Origin of the sequence: Pseudomonas sp. FSL R10-0056 (assembly GCF_009600105.1) — a bacterium.
In the GTDB taxonomy this organism is placed as follows: domain Bacteria; phylum Pseudomonadota; class Gammaproteobacteria; order Pseudomonadales; family Pseudomonadaceae; genus Aquipseudomonas; species Aquipseudomonas bubulae.
Genome location: NZ_WIWL01000189.1, coordinates 23,897 through 42,288 on the forward strand (window position 1 = coordinate 23,897; position 18,392 = coordinate 42,288).

The following is an 18,392-nucleotide window of genomic DNA, read 5'->3' on the forward strand; positions in this document are numbered from 1 at the left end:
TTCGCAGGGAAGTGTTAAAGACTTCCCTTTTTTACATCGGCAGGACGCCTCCAATGTTCTGCTGCTTGGAGCAGTACATGACAGATCAAACAATACTACGCGATGCCATTCTAACTAGCGTGCCCGGCGATGGCAGTACCATCGGCAACCAATCGCTACTCGAACAGCTACGCAGGCAGTTCCCACAGCTGGCCGAAGATGTGTTCTGGACCGTGCGCGATGCTCTGATCGATGAAGGCCTGCTGGCCAAGGGGCGTGGTCGTGGCGGTGCGGTGCGTCGTACCGATGGCGCAGAACAAGCGCCATCCAGCCTGGCAGAACAGGCATTGAGTAAGGCTCTCGCGCGCTTTGCTCCAGAACAGGACATCGACGATATGGATGATGCCGAGGATCAGCCAGAACTGCCGGCGAAGAAGAAATCCAGCCGCAATGCCGCCGAATCCAGCCAGACCAGCAGCACCCTGCAGGACTTGCAAAAAACTCTGTGGGCCACCGCTGACAAGATGCGCGCCAATATGGATGCCGCCGAATACAAGCACATAGTTCTCGGTCTGATCTTCCTCAAGTACATCTCCGACAGCTTCGCCGGCCGTCGCGCCGAGCTGGAACGTCGTTTTGCCGATGCCAGCGACGACTACTACCTGGGCGGCGACGACCCCGCGTATTTCGCCGAAGAACTGGAAGAGCGCGATTACTACAAGGCAGTCAACGTGTTCTGGGTGCCGGAAGTGGCCCGCTGGGAGTCGCTGCGCGCCGCTGCCAAACAGGTCGACATCGGCAAACGCATCGACGAGGCCCTGGCCGCCATCGAAGCAGAAAACCCGCCACTGAAAAACATCCTCGACAAGCGCTACGCCCGCGCCCAGCTACCCGACGGCAAGCTCGGTGAGCTGGTCGACTTAATCTCTACTATCGGCTTCGGTGGCGACGCCAACCAAGCCCGCGACCTGCTCGGCCAGGTCTACGAATACTTCCTCGGCCAATTCGCCAGCGCCGAAGGCAAAAAGGGCGGGCAGTTCTACACCCCGGCCAGCATCGTCAAAACCCTGGTCGCGGTGCTCAACCCGCACCACGGCAAGGTCTACGACCCTTGCTGCGGATCCGGCGGCATGTTCGTGCAGTCGGAAAAGTTCATCGAAGCCCATGGCGGTAAACTCGGTGACGTTTCCATCTACGGCCAGGAGTCTAACCCAACCACCTGGCGGCTGGCCGCGATGAATTTGGCCATCCGTGGTATCGACTTCAACCTCGGCCGTGAGCCGGCCGACACCTTCATCCGTAACCAGCATGCGGATCTGCGTGCTGACTTTGTCTTGGCCAACCCGCCGTTCAATATCAGCGATTGGTGGCACGGCAGTCTTGATGGCAACCCACGTTGGGTGTATGGCACACCGCCGCAAGGTAATGCCAACTATGCCTGGCTGCAGCACATGCTGTTTCACCTAAAATCCAGTGGCCGCGCCGGCATCGTGTTGGCCAACGGTTCTATGAGTTCAAGCCAGAACGGCGAAGGTGACATTCGCAAGGCCATGGTCGAGGCCGACGTGGTGGAAGTGATGGTCGCCTTGCCCGGTCAGTTGTTTTTCAATACACCGATCCCGGCTTGCCTGTGGTTTTTGGCCAAACAGAAAGTTGCCCGCCCCGGCGAGGTACTATTTATCGACGCGCGTAAGCTCGGTACCAACGTCAGCCGGGTGCAAATTGAGCTGCTCGACAGCGACATCGAGCGCATCGCGCAGACCGTGGCCAATTGGCGCGGAGTACCGCTGGATGTCGGCGGTGATATTTCCGAATACGCCGATGTGGCTGGATTCTGCCGCAGCGTCACCCTCAGTGAAATCGCCGAGCACGGGCATGTACTCACCCCAGGCCGCTATGTTGGGACCGAGGCGGTCGAGGACGACGATGAAGCCTTTGCCGACAAGATGCAGAACCTCACCGGCCTGCTGGGAGAGCAAATTGCCAAAGGCACGGAACTCGACCAGTTGATCCGCCAGAAGCTGGGGGGGCTGGGCTATGAGTACTGAGTGGAATTGGGTTCGCTTAGGAGATTGTTGCGAGAAAATCGGCAGCGGCGCGACGCCCAAAGGTGGGAAAGATGCTTACCTGGAAGTTGGCCCCTATCGATTGATTCGGAGCCAAAATATTTACAACGATGGTTTTTATCCTGCCGGCTTGGTTTTCATAAGTGATGATCAAGCGCAGAAATTAGATGGCGTTGCCGTCCAGCAAGGCGATGTACTACTCAACATCACCGGTGACTCCGTCGCTCGAGTTTGCTTAGCTCTTGCTCAGTACTTACCCGCACGAGTCAATCAACACGTTGCAATCATCCGTCCGGCCTCTAAAACTCTGGATAGCCGGTTCCTTCGTTACTTCCTTGCTTCACCGTACCAACAAAATTTGATGCTTGGTTTGGCAGGAGCAGGTGCAACGCGGAGCGCTCTAACCAAAGGGATGATCGAGGACTTCAAGGTTCCTTATCCATCACTTGCTACGCAGAGCGCAATTAGCGATATTCTCTCCGCTCTCGATAACCGTATCTCCCTGCTGCGCGATACCAACGCCACCCTGGAAGCTATCGCTCGGGCACTTTTCAAATCCTGGTTCGTCAATTTCGACCCCGTGCGCGCCAAGGTCGAAGGTCTAGAGCCGGAAGGCATGGATGCCATCACCGCGGCGCTGTTTCCCGACAGTTTTGAAGAATCCGAATTGGGATTGGTACCGAGAGGATGGAGAGTTGGGCAAATTGGCGATGAACTCAGAATTGCTTATGGCAAAAACCTGCCAACAACGAGGCTGCTAGAGGAAGGATTTCCCGTATTTGGTGGAAACGGACAGATCGGATTTTTCAGTGAGTATCTGTACGAGTCGCGCCAAGTGATTGTGGCTTGTCGTGGTGCAGCGTCAGGAAAAATAAATCAGTCATCTCCTAAGGCTTTCGTTACGAATAACTCGCTAATACTTGAGAAAACCAAAAATCTTCCGTTTAGCTATTTGAAAGGGTTCATGAAGAATTCTGATTTGGTTCCGTACGTGACAGGATCTGCTCAACCACAAGTCACGATTGATAATTTGAAAGTATTCAAGATTTTGGTTCCGACTGAAAGTGTCGTGACATGCTTCGAGAGCATTGCTGGTTTGATTGAGGATCAGATCGAACAAAATAATTGCCAAGCCCAAACCCTCACTCAACTCCGCGATACCCTGCTGCCTCGCCTGATCTCTGGCCAGCTGCTCCTGCCGGAAGTGGAAGCCTCCGTCGAGAATATGTTGTCGGAGGCTGTCTAATATGGCTCTGAACCTCCGTCAACGTGTCATCGAACGCCTGCAGAACCTGACGGATACCCAGCAGACCGCCCGCGAACTAGCGCAATGGATATTTGAGCAGTTTCCTGCAGAATGCGCGGTCAAGAAAGAGGGCAGTGCCAGCTACATCCAGACCGACAATGACCTGGTACAGCAACTGGTGGCGGAAATCTCTGGTTCACGCCCACGCTGGCAGCAGATGCACCCTCAACTGAAAACGACCGAAGGACGGCCACGTCACTATTACTGGTCGGACATGGATGCCAACGCGGAGGTGGCGGCGGCTGAAGGGGTCACACTGATACCGTCAGACCTGCCTGAACCCTCGCCGTTGCGTGAGCATGCGCTCTATCCGTTTCTGGCGGAATACCTGCTGACGGACGAGCAGCGCGTGTACGCCATGCGGATCAACGAAAAGCGTTCGTCCAACCGTGCTGGCAGCGGTGGCAACGAATGGTTGCATCCGGACCTGGTAGGCCTAGAAGACCTGACTGCCGACTGGACGCTCGACTTGCGTGACTGCGTCCGCGTGTTGGGCGAGCGTCGTGCTCGACTGTGGTCGTTCGAGGTCAAGCTGCTGCTCAACCGTTCCAATGCGCGCAAGAGTTTCTTCCAGGCCGTGTCCAACTCCTCTTGGGCGCATTTCGGCTACCTGGTGGCAGCCACGGTGGAGGGCGACGGCACGCTTAAAGAGTTACGCATGCTCGCTGCCGCTCATGGCATTGGTGTGATTCAGCTCGACGTACACAGTCCCACGGAAAGCCAGATTCTGATCCCGGCTCGCGAACGCAGCGAAATCGACTGGGATATGTGTAACCGACTGACTGAAGAGAATGGCGACTTCGCCGAGTTCATCGGCCGCATACGTCGCTTCCACCAGACCGGCGAACTATCGGCCAAGGAGTGGGAGGTCACCGCATGATTTCATCCCAACAATTGGAGCACTGGCTGGCCGGAGCTCCTGAAACCGAGCATTTGGAGTTCAAGGAAGCCAAGCAGCAATACGACAGCACTAAGCTGCTTCGCTATTGCGTGGCCCTGGCCAACGAAGGCGGCGGTTATCTGGTACTCGGGGTCAGTGACAAACCGCCACGCCGGGTGGTTGGCACTGTGGCGTTCCCGAATCCTGGGCAAATCAAGGCAAAGCTTCTTGAGGCTCTACGCATCCGGGTTGATGTTCACGAGCTGCAACATCCAGATGGCCGCGTGCTGGTTTTCGAAATTCCCACACGCCCGATCGGCCAGCCGTTGCATCACGACGGTGCCTATCTGATGCGGGCCGGGGAAGACCTGGTGCCGATGACGGCGGATCAGCTGAAGCGGATCTTTGCTGAGGGGCAGCCGGGATTCCTGACAGGGGATGCCTCTCAATTGATTGATGCCGATGTCCTTATTTCTTTGCTGGATGTGCAGACATTTTTCGACCTGTTGAAAATGCCGCTCCCAGCTACGCGAGAAGGCATCCTTGCCCGCTTGATAAGCGAGAAGCTAGTAAGAGCTGATGGGATGGGATACCGAATCACCAACCTTGGCGCCTTACTGCTGGCCAAAGATCTGCGCGAGTTCGAATCGTTGCAGCGCAAGGCTGTTCGCGTAGTGAAATACAAAGGGAAAAATAAGCTGGAGACCGAGCGCGACCTCATCGGCCAAAAAGGCTATGCGGTTGGCTTCGAGGGGCTGATCAGCTACGTCAACAGCCAGTTACCCATGAACGAGGTGATCGGGCAGGCGCTGCGTGAAGAAGTTCGCATGTTTCCGGAGCTGGCCATTCGCGAGCTCATTGCCAACGCTCTAGTACATCAAGACCTTGATGAGACAGGCGGCTCGGTAATAGTCGAAATCTACACCGACCGCGTTGAGATCACCAATCCAGGTCAACCTCTGATTCCAACCGAGCGCTTCGTCGACGAGTACAAGTCTCGCAATGAGAAGCTTGCGGATCTGATGCGCCGTATGGGCATCTGCGAAGAAAAAGGCAGTGGCATCGACAAGGTGGTATTCAGCACCGAGTACTACCAACTGCCGCCACCCTATGTGCGAGTGTCCACTCTACACACCACGGTAGCGTTGTATGCACACAAAGATTTCGCTGACATGGAGCCGATCGAGCGCGTAAGAGCGTGTTATCTCCATTGCTGCCTCAAGTACGTCAGCAACGAGAAAATGACCAATCAGAGCCTACGTGAGCGCTTCAAATTGGAAGACACCCGGGCCAAAATCGCGAGCGTTTCACAAATCATTGCGGCCACGGTGGGCCAGGGCTTGATCAAGCTCGATGATCCGGAAAACGCCTCCAAGCGCTACTCGAAATATGTACCTTTCTGGGTGTGAGGTTTCATTTAATCGCTGACGTCAGTCAGAGCGGGCAGCCGCGCTGTAGGCTTCTAGCCATGGGCTCGGCTTATTTAATCGCTATTGTCGGTACAGCCTGCCGCCCGTAGACCGACACAGTAAACGAACAAGTAGACGGCCCGACCTATGAGGCGGGGTGGAATACTTAATTGGGCAGCAAGCCGCTGTCCAATTTCGAGGGTTTAAAAGGGATTGATGCCGTAATGACCGAAGACCAATTGGAACAGGAAACCCTCAGCTGGCTGGCAGAGGTGGGCTACACCCACCTGTACGGGCCGACTATCGCCTATGATGGCGAGAGCCCTGAGCGTGACAACTACCGTCAGGTAGTCTTGGTCGAGCGTCTGCGCAGCGCCATGGCCAAGCTCAATCCCAAGGTGCCGCTGGTCGCACGCGAAGATGCGCTCAAGCAGGTGCTCGAACTGGGCCTGCCGGTACAGCTGTCGGCCAACCGCTTGTTCCATCGCCTGTTGGTCAGTGGCGTACCGGTGCAGTACCAAAAAGACGGTGAAACCCGTGGCGATTTTGTGCGCCTGATCGACTGGGTTGAGATGAAAGCCAACGACTGGCTGGCGATCAATCAGTTCAGCATCCAGGGGCCGAAACATACCCGGCGTCCGGACATCATCCTATTCGTCAACGGCCTGCCGTTAGTGTTGTTGGAACTGAAAAACCCGGCCGATGTGAAGGCCGATCTGAGCAAAGCCTTCGACCAGATCCAGACCTACAAGGAGCAGATCCCGGACCTGTTCCAGTACAACGAAATTCTGGTGATTTCCGATGGCAGCGACGCCCAAATGGGCTCGTTATCGGCCGATGCCGAACGTTTCATGAACTGGCGCACCATCGACGGCCAGGATCTCGACCCGCTGGGTCAATTCCACGAACTAGAGACCTTGGTACGTGGTGCCCTGGCACCGAAGATGTTACTCGATTACCTGCGCTACTTCGTGTTGTTCGAGGATGACGGCCGACTGGTAAAGAAAATTGCCGGCTATCACCAATTCCACGCCGTGCGCGCCGCCATTCAGCAGGTGGTCACCGCCTCGCGTCCCGGCGGCACCCATAAGGGCGGAGTGGTCTGGCACACCCAAGGCTCGGGCAAGAGCATCACCATGACCTGTTTCGCCGCCCGGGTGATGCAGGAAGCGGCGATGGAGAACCCAACCATCGTGGTGATCACCGATCGCAACGACCTGGATGGCCAGTTGTTCGGAGTGTTCTCGTTGTCCCAGGATCTGCTGCGCGAACAGCCCGTCCAAGTGGAGTCACGCGGTGACTTGCGCACCAAGCTGGCCAACCGCCCCAGTGGCGGTATTGTCTTCGCCACCATCCAAAAATTCATGCCTGGGGTGGATGAAGACACCTTTCCGGTGCTGTCCGACCGCTCGAATATCGTGGTCATCGCCGACGAAGCGCACCGCACCCAATACGGCTTTGGCGCCGAGCTGAAAACGTCGGAGGGGCTGCAGGCCGCCGAGAGCCAGACCCGTTACCAAGTGGGCTATGCCCAGCACCTGCGCGATGCGCTGCCAAACGCCACTTTCGTGGCCTTTACCGGCACCCCGGTGTCCAGCGAAGACCGCGACACCCGTTCGGTCTTCGGTGAATACATTCACGTCTACGACATGCAGCAAGCCACCGAAGACGGTGCAACCGTCGCCATCTACTACGAATCGCGTCTGGCCAAGTTGTCCTTGAAAGACAGCGAGCTACCCGCGATCGACGATCAGGTCGATGAACTGGCCGAAGATGAAGAGGACGACCAGCAGTCGCGCCTGAAAAGCCGTTGGGCCGCACTGGAAAAGGTGGTCGGGGCTGAGCCGCGGATCCACAGCGTGGCGGCTGATCTGGTCACGCACTTCGAGGAGCGTAATCAGGGGCTTGTCAGCATGGGGCAGATGCCCGGCAAGGCCATGGTGGTGGCCATGAGCCGCGAGATCTGTGTGCACCTGTACAACGAGATCGTCGCCCTGCGTCCGGAGTGGCACGACGAAGATCCGGAGAAAGGTGCGATCAAGATCATCATGACCGGCAGTGCCTCAGACAAGGCCTTGCTGCGGCCGCACATCTATTCTGGACAACTCAAAAAACGCCTGGAAAAGCGCTTCAAGGACCCATTCGATCCGCTCAAGCTGGTGATCGTCCGTGACATGTGGCTGACCGGCTTCGATGCGCCCTGCGTCCACACCTTGTACGTGGACAAGCCCATGAAGGGCCATAACCTGATGCAGGCCATTGCCCGGGTCAACCGTGTGTTCAAGGACAAGCAAGGCGGCCTGGTGGTGGATTACATCGGTATCGCCAATGAGCTAAAAGCGGCGCTCAAGGAGTACACCGGCAGCAAGGGAAAAGGGCGGCCAACCGTGGATGCCCATGAAGCCTATTCAGTGCTGGAGGAGAAACTCGACGTCCTGCGCAGCCTACTGCATGGCTTCGATTACAGCGATTTTCTCACCGGTGGACACAAGCTGCTGGCCGGGGCAGCCAACCATGTGTTGGGCTTGGAAGACGGCAAGAAGCGCTTTGCTGACACCGCGCTGGCCATGAGCAAGGCCTTCACCCTATGCTGCACCTTGGATGAAGCCAAGGCCGTACGGGAGGAAGTGGCATTCTTCCAGGCGATCAAGGTGATCTTGATCAAGCGTGAAGTGAGTCAGCAGAAAAAGACCGACGAAGAGCGCGAGTTGGCCATTCGCCAGATCATCGGCAATGCCGTGGTCTCTGGCGACGTGGTGGACATCTTCGAGGCGGTGGGCCTGGACAAACCAAATATAGGCCTGCTCGACGACGCGTTTCTCGCAGAGGTACGCAATCTTCCAGAGAAGAACCTGGCGGTCGAGCTGTTGGAGCGTTTGCTCGAAGGCGAAATCAAGAGCCGTTACAGCACCAACCTGGCCCAGGAGAAGAAGTTCTCTGAGCTACTGGCCAATGTGATCAAACGCTACCAAAACCGCTCGATCGAGACCGCTCAGGTCATCGAAGAGCTGATCGAAATGGCCAAGAAGTTCGCCGCCGCGAGCCAGCGTGGCGATGCGCTTGGACTCAACGATGACGAGCTGGCGTTTTACGATGCCTTGGCCAACAACGAGGCCTCGGTGCGCGAACTGGGCGACGAGATCCTGGCCAAAATTGCCCATGAACTGACCGCCAGCCTGCGAGCCAACGTCAGTGTCGATTGGAGCAGCCGTGAAAGCGTGAGGGCCAAACTGCGCATCCTGGTGCGACGGATTCTGCGCAAGTACAAGTACCCGCCGGATCAAGCTGAGGAAGCGGCGCAGTTAGTGCTCAACCAGGCGGAAACGCTCTGTGAGGCGTGGCTATAGGCGTGAGCTCAGCGAGCCTGTCCGTAGGGACAGCGAGACAGAAGCATGCGACACCTTTTCTCTGGCAATGAATCTACAGGTGTCGCCTGACTTAGACTTCTGTGGCCTCGGAATGTCTCGACCGAATGGAGAATGGCTGTACGCTATATTTTTGGCTGCGACGGCGATGAGGTCGCGCCTGAGATCGTCAAACCAACCGCTCTCCCGAACGCATAGCCTAACCGTGTAATGACGACGCTCGACAAATCTCCCGGAAAACTTATCTCATCCTGAGAGGGACCATATTCGCCATAACGGTCGTCGTGTCCGCCAGGCTCGAACGTCTTGAACTTGATGTAAGCGGGTTCGATAAGACCTAGCCGATTCAACGTTATCACTGACACAGGGTCGTGGGCGTTCGTACCATCGACGCCGGGACCGTAGGCAAGACTCAAATCTCCGGTCTCTTTTTTAGAGGTTTCCTTCTCCGCTTCCTCGAACATCGAGGACAGGACAAATGCATCAATGGCTGTCATTTCGCCGAGTGTTGTCACGTACTTGCGGTGTATACCTTCCTCGCTCGCATCCATTCCAGTAGCCATCAGATTCGCCCATAGAGTGTGCAAATCTTCTTCATCCTCGACAGTTGCATATTCGAGTAGGGGGAGTGCTACCTTGGGCGGAATAGCCCGGATGTTGACGACACCGTTCTCTTCGAGCCGACTTTTTGCTTTGTGCACCAATGACTCCAGCCGCTCCCAACTGTAGATCGAGGCCTCAATGCGCTTTGCCGCGATCTTGTCGGTCCAGTACAAACCGACTGTGTCCTCGATTGCGCGGCCGAAAACACGGTCTAGAAATCCTCCGGCACTCCGTACGACATCAATCGCATTGCCGCTGGCCATAGCGACTTCCTGTATAGCCTTAGCGGCTTCTGTTACCGCTTCAGTTTCGTCCGACATACGGATACTTATTGATTTAATGAGTCTAAAAGCAATGATCTCCTTCGATCATCATGATTTTTTACCAGAGTAATAAATCCCTTAGTTCTAACTACTTTAAGTAGCTATCCGCGGGGGTTTATCTCTGTGGAACAGGAGATGGATTTTCGGTATTGGTAGTATGCCTCTATAGCTACCTCTTCTACCCAGGATCAATGATCCGTCCAGTAGGTCTAGACAATGATTCAGGCCCATTTAGGCCTGACTGCAAGGAAGCAGTGCAGGACCGTCGGTAAATAAGTACTCCCCATGCTGAAGGTATGAAACTAAGCACTGGAGTACCTACATGATCCGCCACCCTGATAACACCAACCTGATCCTTCACAGCGGCAGCACCTTCCAGAGCTGGCCTGTTCAAGAAGACAAAGGTCCTTTCATTCAGCAGTACCTGAATCGTCTCCAACAGACGATGCAGTGCGCTCTTGCTCAATACTCCAGAGTATTTGCCTTCCGAGTCGACCTACGACTGCCTGTAGGACTTCAGTTACCTGACTACGCGTACACGAATCAGGTCATTGAGCGTTTCATCGAATCCTTTAAAGCCAAGATCCGACATAACCGCAGTATGGCTCGCCAATTGAATCCCTATGCTCACGACAGCAAGGTCCGATACGTCTGGGCGCGAGAGCAAGGCCAGCATGGCAAGCCGCACCACCATCTGGCCATTCTGTTGAACTACGATGCCTTCAACGCGCTGGGTAAGTTTGAGCCTGGTAGGGACAACATGTTCAACCGTCTGGTGGAGGCCTGGGCCAGCGCCTTGGGCCTATCTGTAGAGGCTGTCAGCGGCTTGGTCGAGATCCCGCCGAATCCTTACTATCACTTACATCGTGACGACCTGGTTGGGCAGGCTGTGTTCTTCCACCGAACCAGTTATCTCTGCAAGTCGGCTACCAAGGCCTTTGTGGATGGCAGCCATGGCTTTGGCTGCAGCCGAAGCTAAGTACAACCACTGGATCACGACAAAAAAATAAGTGATTGGGTACCGTGCCGATGACCGCCCTGGCATCAGCCAAGAGCAGTCTATCGGACGGTGTGACCATAAGGGCTACAGGTAACCTCGTTCAGCCAACGACACGCAGCCTTCATGGCCCACCACGACATGATCCAATATCCGGGTACCGACCATGTTCAAAGCGTTCTTGAGGGTGGCGGTGAGCGTGCGATCAGCCTGACTTGGCTCCGGATCGCCGGAGGGATGATTGTGAACCATAATTACGGCCGCGGCGTTGTGCTCTAGAGCGATCTTGACCACTTCCCGCGGGTACACGCTGGCCCCATCCAGCGTGCCTCGGAATAGCTCCCTGAAGCCTATTACCCGGTGTTTGGTATCGAGCAGTAGCAAAGCAAAGACTTCATGTTCGTGGTACTGCAGCAGTGTTTGCAGGTGGCTGAAGACCTGCTTGGGCTCAGTCAATGCCCGGCCTTTAGACAGGCGACTCATTGCCAGCTGCTGAGCCATACGCAGGATGTCAGCTTCGGTGACCGGTGATTCCATCACGTAGGTACCGGTGGTTTCACCGGCTTTGAGTTTGTGATATTTCATGCGGATATTCCTGTGCGAATGCGTGAGAACGGAGGGATCTGAGAAACCCTGTTACTGGACGGTGGGCTTGCCGTTGTGCCGCGAGGCTTGCGACTCCAACTTTTGGGCGAGTGAGGGGTTGGCAGGCGCTGCCAGTTGGGCTTGGGGCTCTATAGGGCTGGTCTGATCTTCAATGGCGGGGAAGAACTCTTCGACGACGGCCCCGGTGTCCTCCTCACTGTCTTCAAAGGCCCCATTGTTAAAGCCCTGCCGGGCCGCGTGATCCAAGGCGCGCTGGTCAAAACCTGCGGCTTGCCGGGTTTCCTCCACTTGCTTGGCTGCCAGTAAGGCGTCTTCTAGGGTCAGCCCATTGCGTACCGTGATGTCCACGTAGAAGATCGGCGTGCCATGGCTTTGCCGGGTGGATTTACCGCGCAGGCGTAACTCCAGCGGCAAACAGGCCAGTCGATTGCCGGAGATGGCTTGCAGGTAATGCAGGCGCGCTGCCAGGGTGCGAATGCTGTTAAAACCGGTGGTACGGAAGACAAAGCTGCCCAGCGGATCGTCATCGCCAATCACCACGTTCAGCCGGCCGTAAGGCTTGCAGGCATTGCCTTGAGCCAGTGAGCAGCCATCCGGTGAAGGGCAGGGCAACGACTGGATGCCATCCTTGGTCAAACGCTTGCAGGTCTCACCATTGCCGACGCACATTGGTCTGCCAGTGGTGCGGTCGAACAGGCTGTAGTCCGCGCGAAAGTTCAGGTCCGGCTCGTTGAACAGCAGCCGAATCGGAATGCTGCGCAGCTTGCCGTCCTGGCCATTGCGCAGTTCTTCGTTAAGGGGATGCAGTAACCAGCCGTCGCGACTTTGTACCTGCGAAGTGATGGTGAACTGGTCGTCTTTCTCCGGCAGACGTTTGCCGTTTTTCTCGACGACCTTGCCAATGGAAATACGCCCGAGTACCGGAGGGGTGATAGCTAAGCCTTTGAGCATGGAAGTTCTCCTGTATCTGAAATAGAAACGCCACCGAGACCGCGCAAACGGCCAGGGTGGCGTTGGAGAGAAAGGGCATGGGAATAAGGGAAGAGCGAACGAACGTTCAGGCCAGCAGAAAACGCCGACTGCCGGTTTTGGTGGTCGAGTAGCGTACTTGCAGATAGGGCTTTTCTTTGAGCAGACGGGGGATATCCAGGGCCACGCTGTCTTTGGCTTTCTTCCACGTAATACAGCCGGTCACGAAGGTCGCCCGACTGGCATCGCCCATGGCCTGTTGCAACATTTGCTTGAGCTGAGCTTCCTGCTTCTCCTGCAGAGCAATCGATTCGCGCACTCTCTGCAGTTCGGTAAAGGTCGTACAGAGCAGCGCGTCCTGGCTGAAGTCCAGGCTTTGCCCACTGTCCTGTGGATACAGGCAGCGCAACGCTTGCTCCGCTGAGGCAGATCCGTCTGCCGGCGGCGGGGTATCACTGACCACGTAATCCCAGAACAGCCGCTCCAAGTCGATCAGTCGAGCAATCAGTGATTCGTCGCGTTCGATACGATGGATCTCCAGGTGCTGACCACCGAGCAGTACCGCCACATCAGCGGCCTGCTTGCCGGTGACGGCGAGCTGGTGCATGACTTGCAACTGCACATACTCGGGCACCCCTTCTTTCCAAAGGCGTGCGCCGTTTATGCCGGCGGTTTTGCATTCGAGAATCTGCACTTCTGACGCGCCGATCACCTCTCGGTCGATGTTGGCCAACATCCAGGTTAGTTTGGGATCCGGATGCTGCAGCACAGCATTGACCCGCCGCACCCGGTGACCACTGCGCCGGGTGTAATGTGTTGCGACAATCGGCTCCAGGATATTGCCCCAATAAGCAGGGCTCTCTTCATCCTGCGGATCAAGTTTGGGCAGTACGGTGTCACGGCCGGTCTTCTCCATCCACAGCTCCAACTGGGATTTGTAAGGGTTGAGGCCCACGGCTGCGGCGGCATCCGAGCTGCCAATACCTTGTTTACGTACGGCCAACCAGTCCTCGCGCGGCAGTTGTTTGGTGCCGACCAGACGTAACGCAGGACGGGGTTTGCTGCTGGTGTGTTGCAGAGTTTGTGTGCCCATGATGTTTTCCTGTGCGGCATAAAAAACGCCCGGCCAGCAGACGCTAACCAGGCGCTTTAATAGTTGAGTAAGTGAGTGGAGCTAGGCGGCGAGCTCCAGTGCGGCCTGCAAGGCGCGTTGTTTGATGACCGCACCTTGGCCAAACCAGGCCGAGTCCATGCGGTATTCAGTACTCCTGGCGCGTCGCTCGTGATCGACATACTCGGTCACGGCGTTGAGCAAGCCCCACGCAGTTCCTTGGGCTGATTCAAGCGTTGCTCCACGACCCTCGCCTTCGTACAGCCCTTGGACTTTGCGCAGTGCGCGCTCGTTCGGCAGGACTTCGGGCAGTTTGCTATTGGGGGTTACGTCACACAGCACGTTCATGAAAAAGCCCATCGCTTCATGCCACTGCACCTTGCGTTCAGCCAGATTTTTCATTCGGTACATGAACTCGTCCCACTGGGAGACGGCGATTCCCAGTTGTTTCTTCACGGCCTGCGGATCAAAGCGGGTGTTGTGCGGCACCTTGATCGCGCGGGTGGTGCCGTCCAGGGCGATGGTCAACGTGTTGTTGCAGACCACGCGCACCGTGGTCGGAGTGGCGGTGGTGGCCAATGTGCCATCACAGGAGGTGGCCAGCAGTAGGTAGCCATTCACCTGGTCGTTGCCCTTCAACGCCGTGCCTTGCCCAGTACGGGCCAGCGCCCAGAACTTGCGACCGCCTTTGAGCACTCCCGCGGTTTCGAGCTCGTAGCCCGAGACCTCAGTCAGATCGCGATAGAACTCCAACACTTCACGGGGCTGCACCACCTGGTAGCGGTTGGATACCACCGACAAGGGGGCCTTGGTGTCGGAGCGGTAGAGAACCTTCTGTTCAGGGAAGGTATGAATACTTCCCAGGTGCCCGATGGCATCCGCCTTGAAGTGGACTGGGCTTTCCTGGATCTGCCAGTCCATCCCGGCTTCACGCTGCCAGACTTCGAGCGGTTGTTTGGGGGAGAGGCGACTGCCCAGACCATGCCAGGGCGTGGCGCCAACGTAAGCCATTTGTTCAACGAGATGAGCCATGGGAATAATTCCTTGCGAATGAAGGGAAAAGCGCGTCGCTTCATCAACAAACGACGCCTGTTCACAACGACTTAACGGTTGACGCTGAAGCTGTAGCCGCACGCCAGGCACTGATAGTTATCCAGCACCTTGTCATCGATCTGCTCGCCCAGCGTGGCCCCGGCAATGCCACCCGCGACCCCACCGAACAGACCACCCAAAATCGCCCCGGCGATGCTGCCGATAGCGATGCCCACCGGCCCGCCGACTACGCCCAGCACCGCGCCGGCTTCTGCACCTGACAGGGCACCGGCGGCACCACTGGCCGCACCGCCTGCCGCACCAATTAATCCACCCGTTTGCTTACCGATATTTTTCGTGACGACGCGTCCAGAGTTACAGCTTGGGCAAGGGGTATACATACGCAGATCCTCTCAAGTGATGAGCGTGCTGAGGCAAAAGCTGGCACGCCAAATCCCCGACAGCAGTCGATACCGTGGGGCGTTCACAGGAGTGATATAGGTCTGAATTTTTTTTGAATACGATTTCAAGCAGAGGGGATCGAGATTTAAATATGCCAAAAATTTTGGCGGCAGCTGAGCTCGACTCGAGTTTTAGGTTTGTGGGGAGGCGCTATGAAATACTCACAAAACACATATCCATGCACCATAAAAATCTGCTATTTCCGCTATTAGTAGCGGAAATAGCAGGTTTACATACAAGTATTTATTGATTTTAGTCGATGGATCACCTGCAATGACCCGCCCTCGCCAGTACGGTCCAGCACCAGGATGGAGATGAAGAGGGGGACGGCGACCGCCCATAGGCGTACCCACAATGACGTTTTGACAACCATTGCCAATGGGCTATCAGGGTAGTCAGGCAGCGTCTGAACTCAACAACAAGGTAGGACGATGAACAACGACAACAGCGGTAAGCCCGTCGTGAGAGGACTGTATTTGAAGCCAGGGCAATCTTGCCAATGCCTGGGGGAGGCCTCAGAAATCAACGGTACTGAACACCATCGTCGGTGGGGTACGAGCACGATTGCCGAAGTATTCGCCGTGAGTGTTGCGCAATGAGCCAATTTTTCAATCAGCCTATACCTTGGCAGCAGCCCCAGAATTACGCCCCCCTCCCAGGGCGAGGAGATTTTTTTCCGCATTACATGCCACTGCCACTGTTGAGCGCTGCCGTGGATGAGGCCCAGAACAACATCAAAGCCCCTCGGCCGCTGATTTTCTCCACGGCGCTGGCAGCGATTGCTGTTGCCGTACAGGGCTTATTTGATGTGCGTAAACCGAATGGCCAACGCGTGCCGCTTTCACTCATGCTGCTGACGATTGCGAACTCAGGTGAGCGTAAATCCACCGTGGAGAACGTCTTTCTGGGTGCTATCCGTACCGTTCAGAAGCAGCAAAACCTAATTTATCAAACGGCTTTGAACGAGTGGAAAACCGAGCTGCACATTTGGGAAACCAAGAAGAAAGCCATCCTCAAGTCGATCCACAAAAAAGCCATTCAAGAAGAACCCTCAGACGATGAAGATCGGAGGTTCAAGGTGCTGGAAAGCGCAAAGCCTACCAAGCCCAAACAATTCAAACTTCTCTATGAGGATGCGACTTCTGAAGCCCTCTTTCGTGGGTTGCATCAAGACTTACCGACCGCAGGATTGATTTCCAGTGAGGGCGGTGGGGTTTTGAATGGACGAGCCTTGAATGACCTGTCGAAACAGAATGCCCTCTGGAGCGGGGACTCCATAACCGTAGATCGTGTTTCGATCGAGAGTTACGTGCTCGCTGATGCACGTCTGACGGTTTCGATCATGGCGCAAGAGAGCGCCTTCCAAAACTACATGGAGCAGCGTGGCGAACAGTCTCGAGGCTCCGGGTTATGGGCAAGATTTTTGGTCTGCCAGCCTTGGTCAACTCAGGGCTCTCGTTTCATCGAAAATGGGACCGTGTCGTCGGACCATTGCGATAAATTCGCAGCGCGTCTAGTCGAGCTACTTCAGCCCAATATGGCCTTGCTGAAGGACCCTGGTCGAGAAAAAGGCGTGATACATTTCTCCCCCGAAGCCAGTGAACAATGGCTGAGTATTTTCAATGCGATTGAAGTAGAAATTCGGCCAAATGGGCGCTTTGCGGGAGCAGGGGACCATGCTTCAAAGCTTGCGGACAATATCGCGCGAGTGGCTGCTTTATTTCATTGCTTTGAAGGTTTCGAAGGGGATATTTCACTGAGCACCGTTAACGCCGCGATTAGCCTGTGCTTCTACTACTCGGACGAGTTTATGAAGCTTTTTATGCCGCCGCCACAAGAAGAAGTTGATGCAAATGAACTCTACAGTTGGCTGCAAAGGGCGATGACCGGTCGTATAAATATCCCAAAAAACCACGTACGACAGAGCGGGCCTAATAAGCTTAGGAGCAACGGTCGCCTAGACAGGGCCTTGGAGGTGCTTCGTCAGCAAGGGCGGATTTATTCTTTTCAGCAGGGTAAAACTGAATGTATTAGCTTGATCCTACTTTCATTAATTTAAAGCTCATTTAGGCATCGCTCGTAGCCGGTACAACGCCCCTATCGTCAGCTACCAGACCGATCTGTCTGAAAAAGCCCGCCGCAGCGGGCTTTTCTGCGGGGCGATTTAACGAGTGCCCCGTTATACGCAGTTGCCGGCCTCAACTGTGCGCACTTGACTCTACACGCTCGGCCTCATCCACCTCCCCGAGCAACTGAGCGTACTGTGCTGCGCTGATCGCGCCCATGATTGTCAAGGCCTCAAGATAGCCTCGCGCGCGCTCAGCCATGAGCTCTACCCGGTTTGGCGTGTCCTGCCCCTCAATCCGGGCAATCTCCTGGTGAGCATTGTTCAAAGCCCGTTGCTTATCTGTGTGGGTAAATGTCGCCATCGTGGGGAGCCTTTCGTTCGTCTATCGGAGAGCCGCTTCGCTATCTAGGTGCGAGTCCTGGCCCGATTGTTCCACTGCTGATATCTAGCATTTACCTAGTTTGTTCAAGGCAATCACCAAGCGATCCAGACTCACGTCCAGATGCTCTTTATTGGCGGCCAGCTCTTTTTTCATGATCTCCAGGTACCGCTTCAATTCCTCGTTATCGGTGGAGAAGGTGATGGGGAAATCATCGGTGGCCGTCAGTTCGTTGCCATTTTCGGCGTAGCGGATAGCGGCGCAGACCAGGGTGGCCAGATCAATCACCCGATGCAGGGGTAACTCTTCCGATTGGCGGGACCATTTTTCGCCGGTGTTGCGCCACACCTTGGCCGAGATCTCCGTGCAACCGGGCTCGTTCCATTGCGCCAGGCCTACCGAAAGGCCCATCGCATCAGTCTTCTTCCTGTAAGGCCCATCGAGTTGATCGTAGTTAGCGACTTCAAGAACGGGCTTGTGCTTCAAGTACGTCGGGATTTTCATGTGCTCGTCACCTTAGTAAATTCACTAACATTACTAAAATTAGTAATTTCACTGATATTAGTAAATAGAGATCCGAAAGGGAAGGCCGTCCGCAGTGTTTTTTCGAGTAATGGCTTTCGTCTATAAACTAACGATAAAAACCGTTATCGTTAGTTTATATAGGCCGAGAGGATGGTTTCATGGAAGTCGAAGGGCAGAGCTTTATTGTGCAAGAGAGTTGGGCGCGAATCGCCACGTTGAGTCGCACCTATTACGCCATGGCGGCCGATGCCTACGAGCAGTACCTAACCGAGACAATCAATCGACTGCCGGATCCTGGCGACGATCACGATC

15 protein-coding genes are annotated in these 18,392 nt (G+C 55.7%); 7 read left to right on the forward strand and 8 right to left on the reverse strand.

Annotated features, from left to right (window positions below; translation table 11 throughout):
• Positions 1 to 77: 77 nt before the first annotated feature.
• The 5 genes from GHO42_RS15880 (at position 78) to GHO42_RS15900 (ending at position 8,987) form a co-directional block, all read left to right on the forward strand.
• Positions 78 to 2,027, forward strand: coding sequence for a class I SAM-dependent DNA methyltransferase (locus GHO42_RS15880; protein ID WP_019410146.1), 1,950 nt, complete (start codon positions 78 to 80; stop codon positions 2,025 to 2,027).
• Complete coding sequence (locus tag GHO42_RS15885) at positions 2,017 to 3,291, forward strand: restriction endonuclease subunit S (protein WP_019410147.1); 1,275 nt, start codon at positions 2,017 to 2,019, stop codon at positions 3,289 to 3,291. Before GHO42_RS15880 ends, GHO42_RS15885 begins: the two co-directional genes overlap by 11 nt.
• A 1-nt stretch (position 3,292) precedes the next feature.
• Positions 3,293 to 4,231, forward strand: a complete 939-nt coding sequence (locus GHO42_RS15890) for a COG2958 family protein (protein ID WP_019410148.1) — start codon at positions 3,293 to 3,295, stop codon at positions 4,229 to 4,231.
• Positions 4,228 to 5,640, forward strand: coding sequence for an ATP-binding protein (locus GHO42_RS15895; protein ID WP_019410149.1), 1,413 nt, complete (start codon positions 4,228 to 4,230; stop codon positions 5,638 to 5,640). The genes GHO42_RS15890 and GHO42_RS15895 overlap by 4 nt, the downstream gene beginning before the upstream one ends.
• A gap of 224 nt (positions 5,641 to 5,864) precedes the next feature.
• Positions 5,865 to 8,987: a type I restriction endonuclease subunit R gene (locus tag GHO42_RS15900; RefSeq protein ID WP_026014165.1), complete on the forward strand. Its 3,123-nt coding sequence runs from the start codon at positions 5,865 to 5,867 to the stop codon at positions 8,985 to 8,987.
• A gap of 143 nt (positions 8,988 to 9,130) precedes the next feature.
• On the opposite strand, the gene GHO42_RS15905 is transcribed toward GHO42_RS15900, so the two are convergent.
• A complete protein-coding gene (locus GHO42_RS15905) occupies positions 9,131 to 9,928 on the reverse strand; it encodes an Abi-alpha family protein (RefSeq protein WP_019410151.1) in 798 nt (265 codons plus the stop codon).
• Between the two features lie 325 nt (positions 9,929 to 10,253).
• On the opposite strand from GHO42_RS15905, the gene GHO42_RS15910 reads away from it, so the two are divergent.
• The gene (locus GHO42_RS15910) at positions 10,254 to 10,910 is read left to right on the forward strand and encodes an inovirus Gp2 family protein (protein ID WP_019410152.1); all 657 of its coding nucleotides are present in this window, start codon (positions 10,254 to 10,256) and stop codon (positions 10,908 to 10,910) included.
• A gap of 105 nt (positions 10,911 to 11,015) precedes the next feature.
• On the opposite strand, the gene radC is transcribed toward GHO42_RS15910, so the two are convergent.
• The 5 genes from radC to GHO42_RS15935 all read right to left on the reverse strand — a co-directional run bounded on the left by radC (position 11,016) and on the right by GHO42_RS15935 (position 15,047).
• Positions 11,016 to 11,513: a DNA repair protein RadC gene (radC, locus tag GHO42_RS15915; protein ID WP_019410153.1), complete on the reverse strand. Its 498-nt coding sequence runs from the start codon at positions 11,511 to 11,513 to the stop codon at positions 11,016 to 11,018.
• Positions 11,514 to 11,564: 51 nt separating this feature from the next.
• Positions 11,565 to 12,485 carry a hypothetical protein gene (locus GHO42_RS15920; RefSeq protein WP_019410154.1) on the reverse strand — a complete coding sequence of 307 codons (921 nt, stop codon included), beginning with the start codon at positions 12,483 to 12,485 and terminating at the stop codon, positions 11,565 to 11,567.
• A 106-nt stretch (positions 12,486 to 12,591) separates the two neighbouring features.
• Entirely contained in the window at positions 12,592 to 13,596 is a 1,005-nt protein-coding gene (locus tag GHO42_RS15925) for a YqaJ viral recombinase family protein (protein WP_019410155.1), read from the reverse strand.
• An 81-nt stretch (positions 13,597 to 13,677) separates the two neighbouring features.
• Positions 13,678 to 14,646, reverse strand: a complete 969-nt coding sequence (locus GHO42_RS15930; RefSeq protein WP_019410156.1) for a DUF932 domain-containing protein — start codon at positions 14,644 to 14,646, stop codon at positions 13,678 to 13,680.
• 71 nt (positions 14,647 to 14,717) lie between these two features.
• Positions 14,718 to 15,047 (reverse strand): hypothetical protein, encoded by a 330-nt coding sequence (locus tag GHO42_RS15935; protein ID WP_019410157.1) that lies wholly within the window; start codon positions 15,045 to 15,047, stop codon positions 14,718 to 14,720.
• A gap of 656 nt (positions 15,048 to 15,703) precedes the next feature.
• On the opposite strand from GHO42_RS15935, the gene GHO42_RS15940 reads away from it, so the two are divergent.
• Positions 15,704 to 17,167, forward strand: coding sequence for a YfjI family protein (locus GHO42_RS15940; protein WP_019410158.1), 1,464 nt, complete (start codon positions 15,704 to 15,706; stop codon positions 17,165 to 17,167).
• Positions 17,168 to 17,306: 139 nt separating this feature from the next.
• Here the strand turns inward: GHO42_RS15940 and GHO42_RS15945 are convergent, their stop codons facing one another.
• Together GHO42_RS15945 and GHO42_RS15950 are read right to left on the reverse strand one after the other, a co-directional pair.
• A complete protein-coding gene (locus GHO42_RS15945) occupies positions 17,307 to 17,537 on the reverse strand; it encodes a hypothetical protein (RefSeq protein WP_019410159.1) in 231 nt (76 codons plus the stop codon).
• A gap of 84 nt (positions 17,538 to 17,621) precedes the next feature.
• Positions 17,622 to 18,059: a DUF6530 family protein gene (locus GHO42_RS15950; RefSeq protein ID WP_019410160.1), complete on the reverse strand. Its 438-nt coding sequence runs from the start codon at positions 18,057 to 18,059 to the stop codon at positions 17,622 to 17,624.
• Positions 18,060 to 18,392 lie beyond the last annotated feature (333 nt).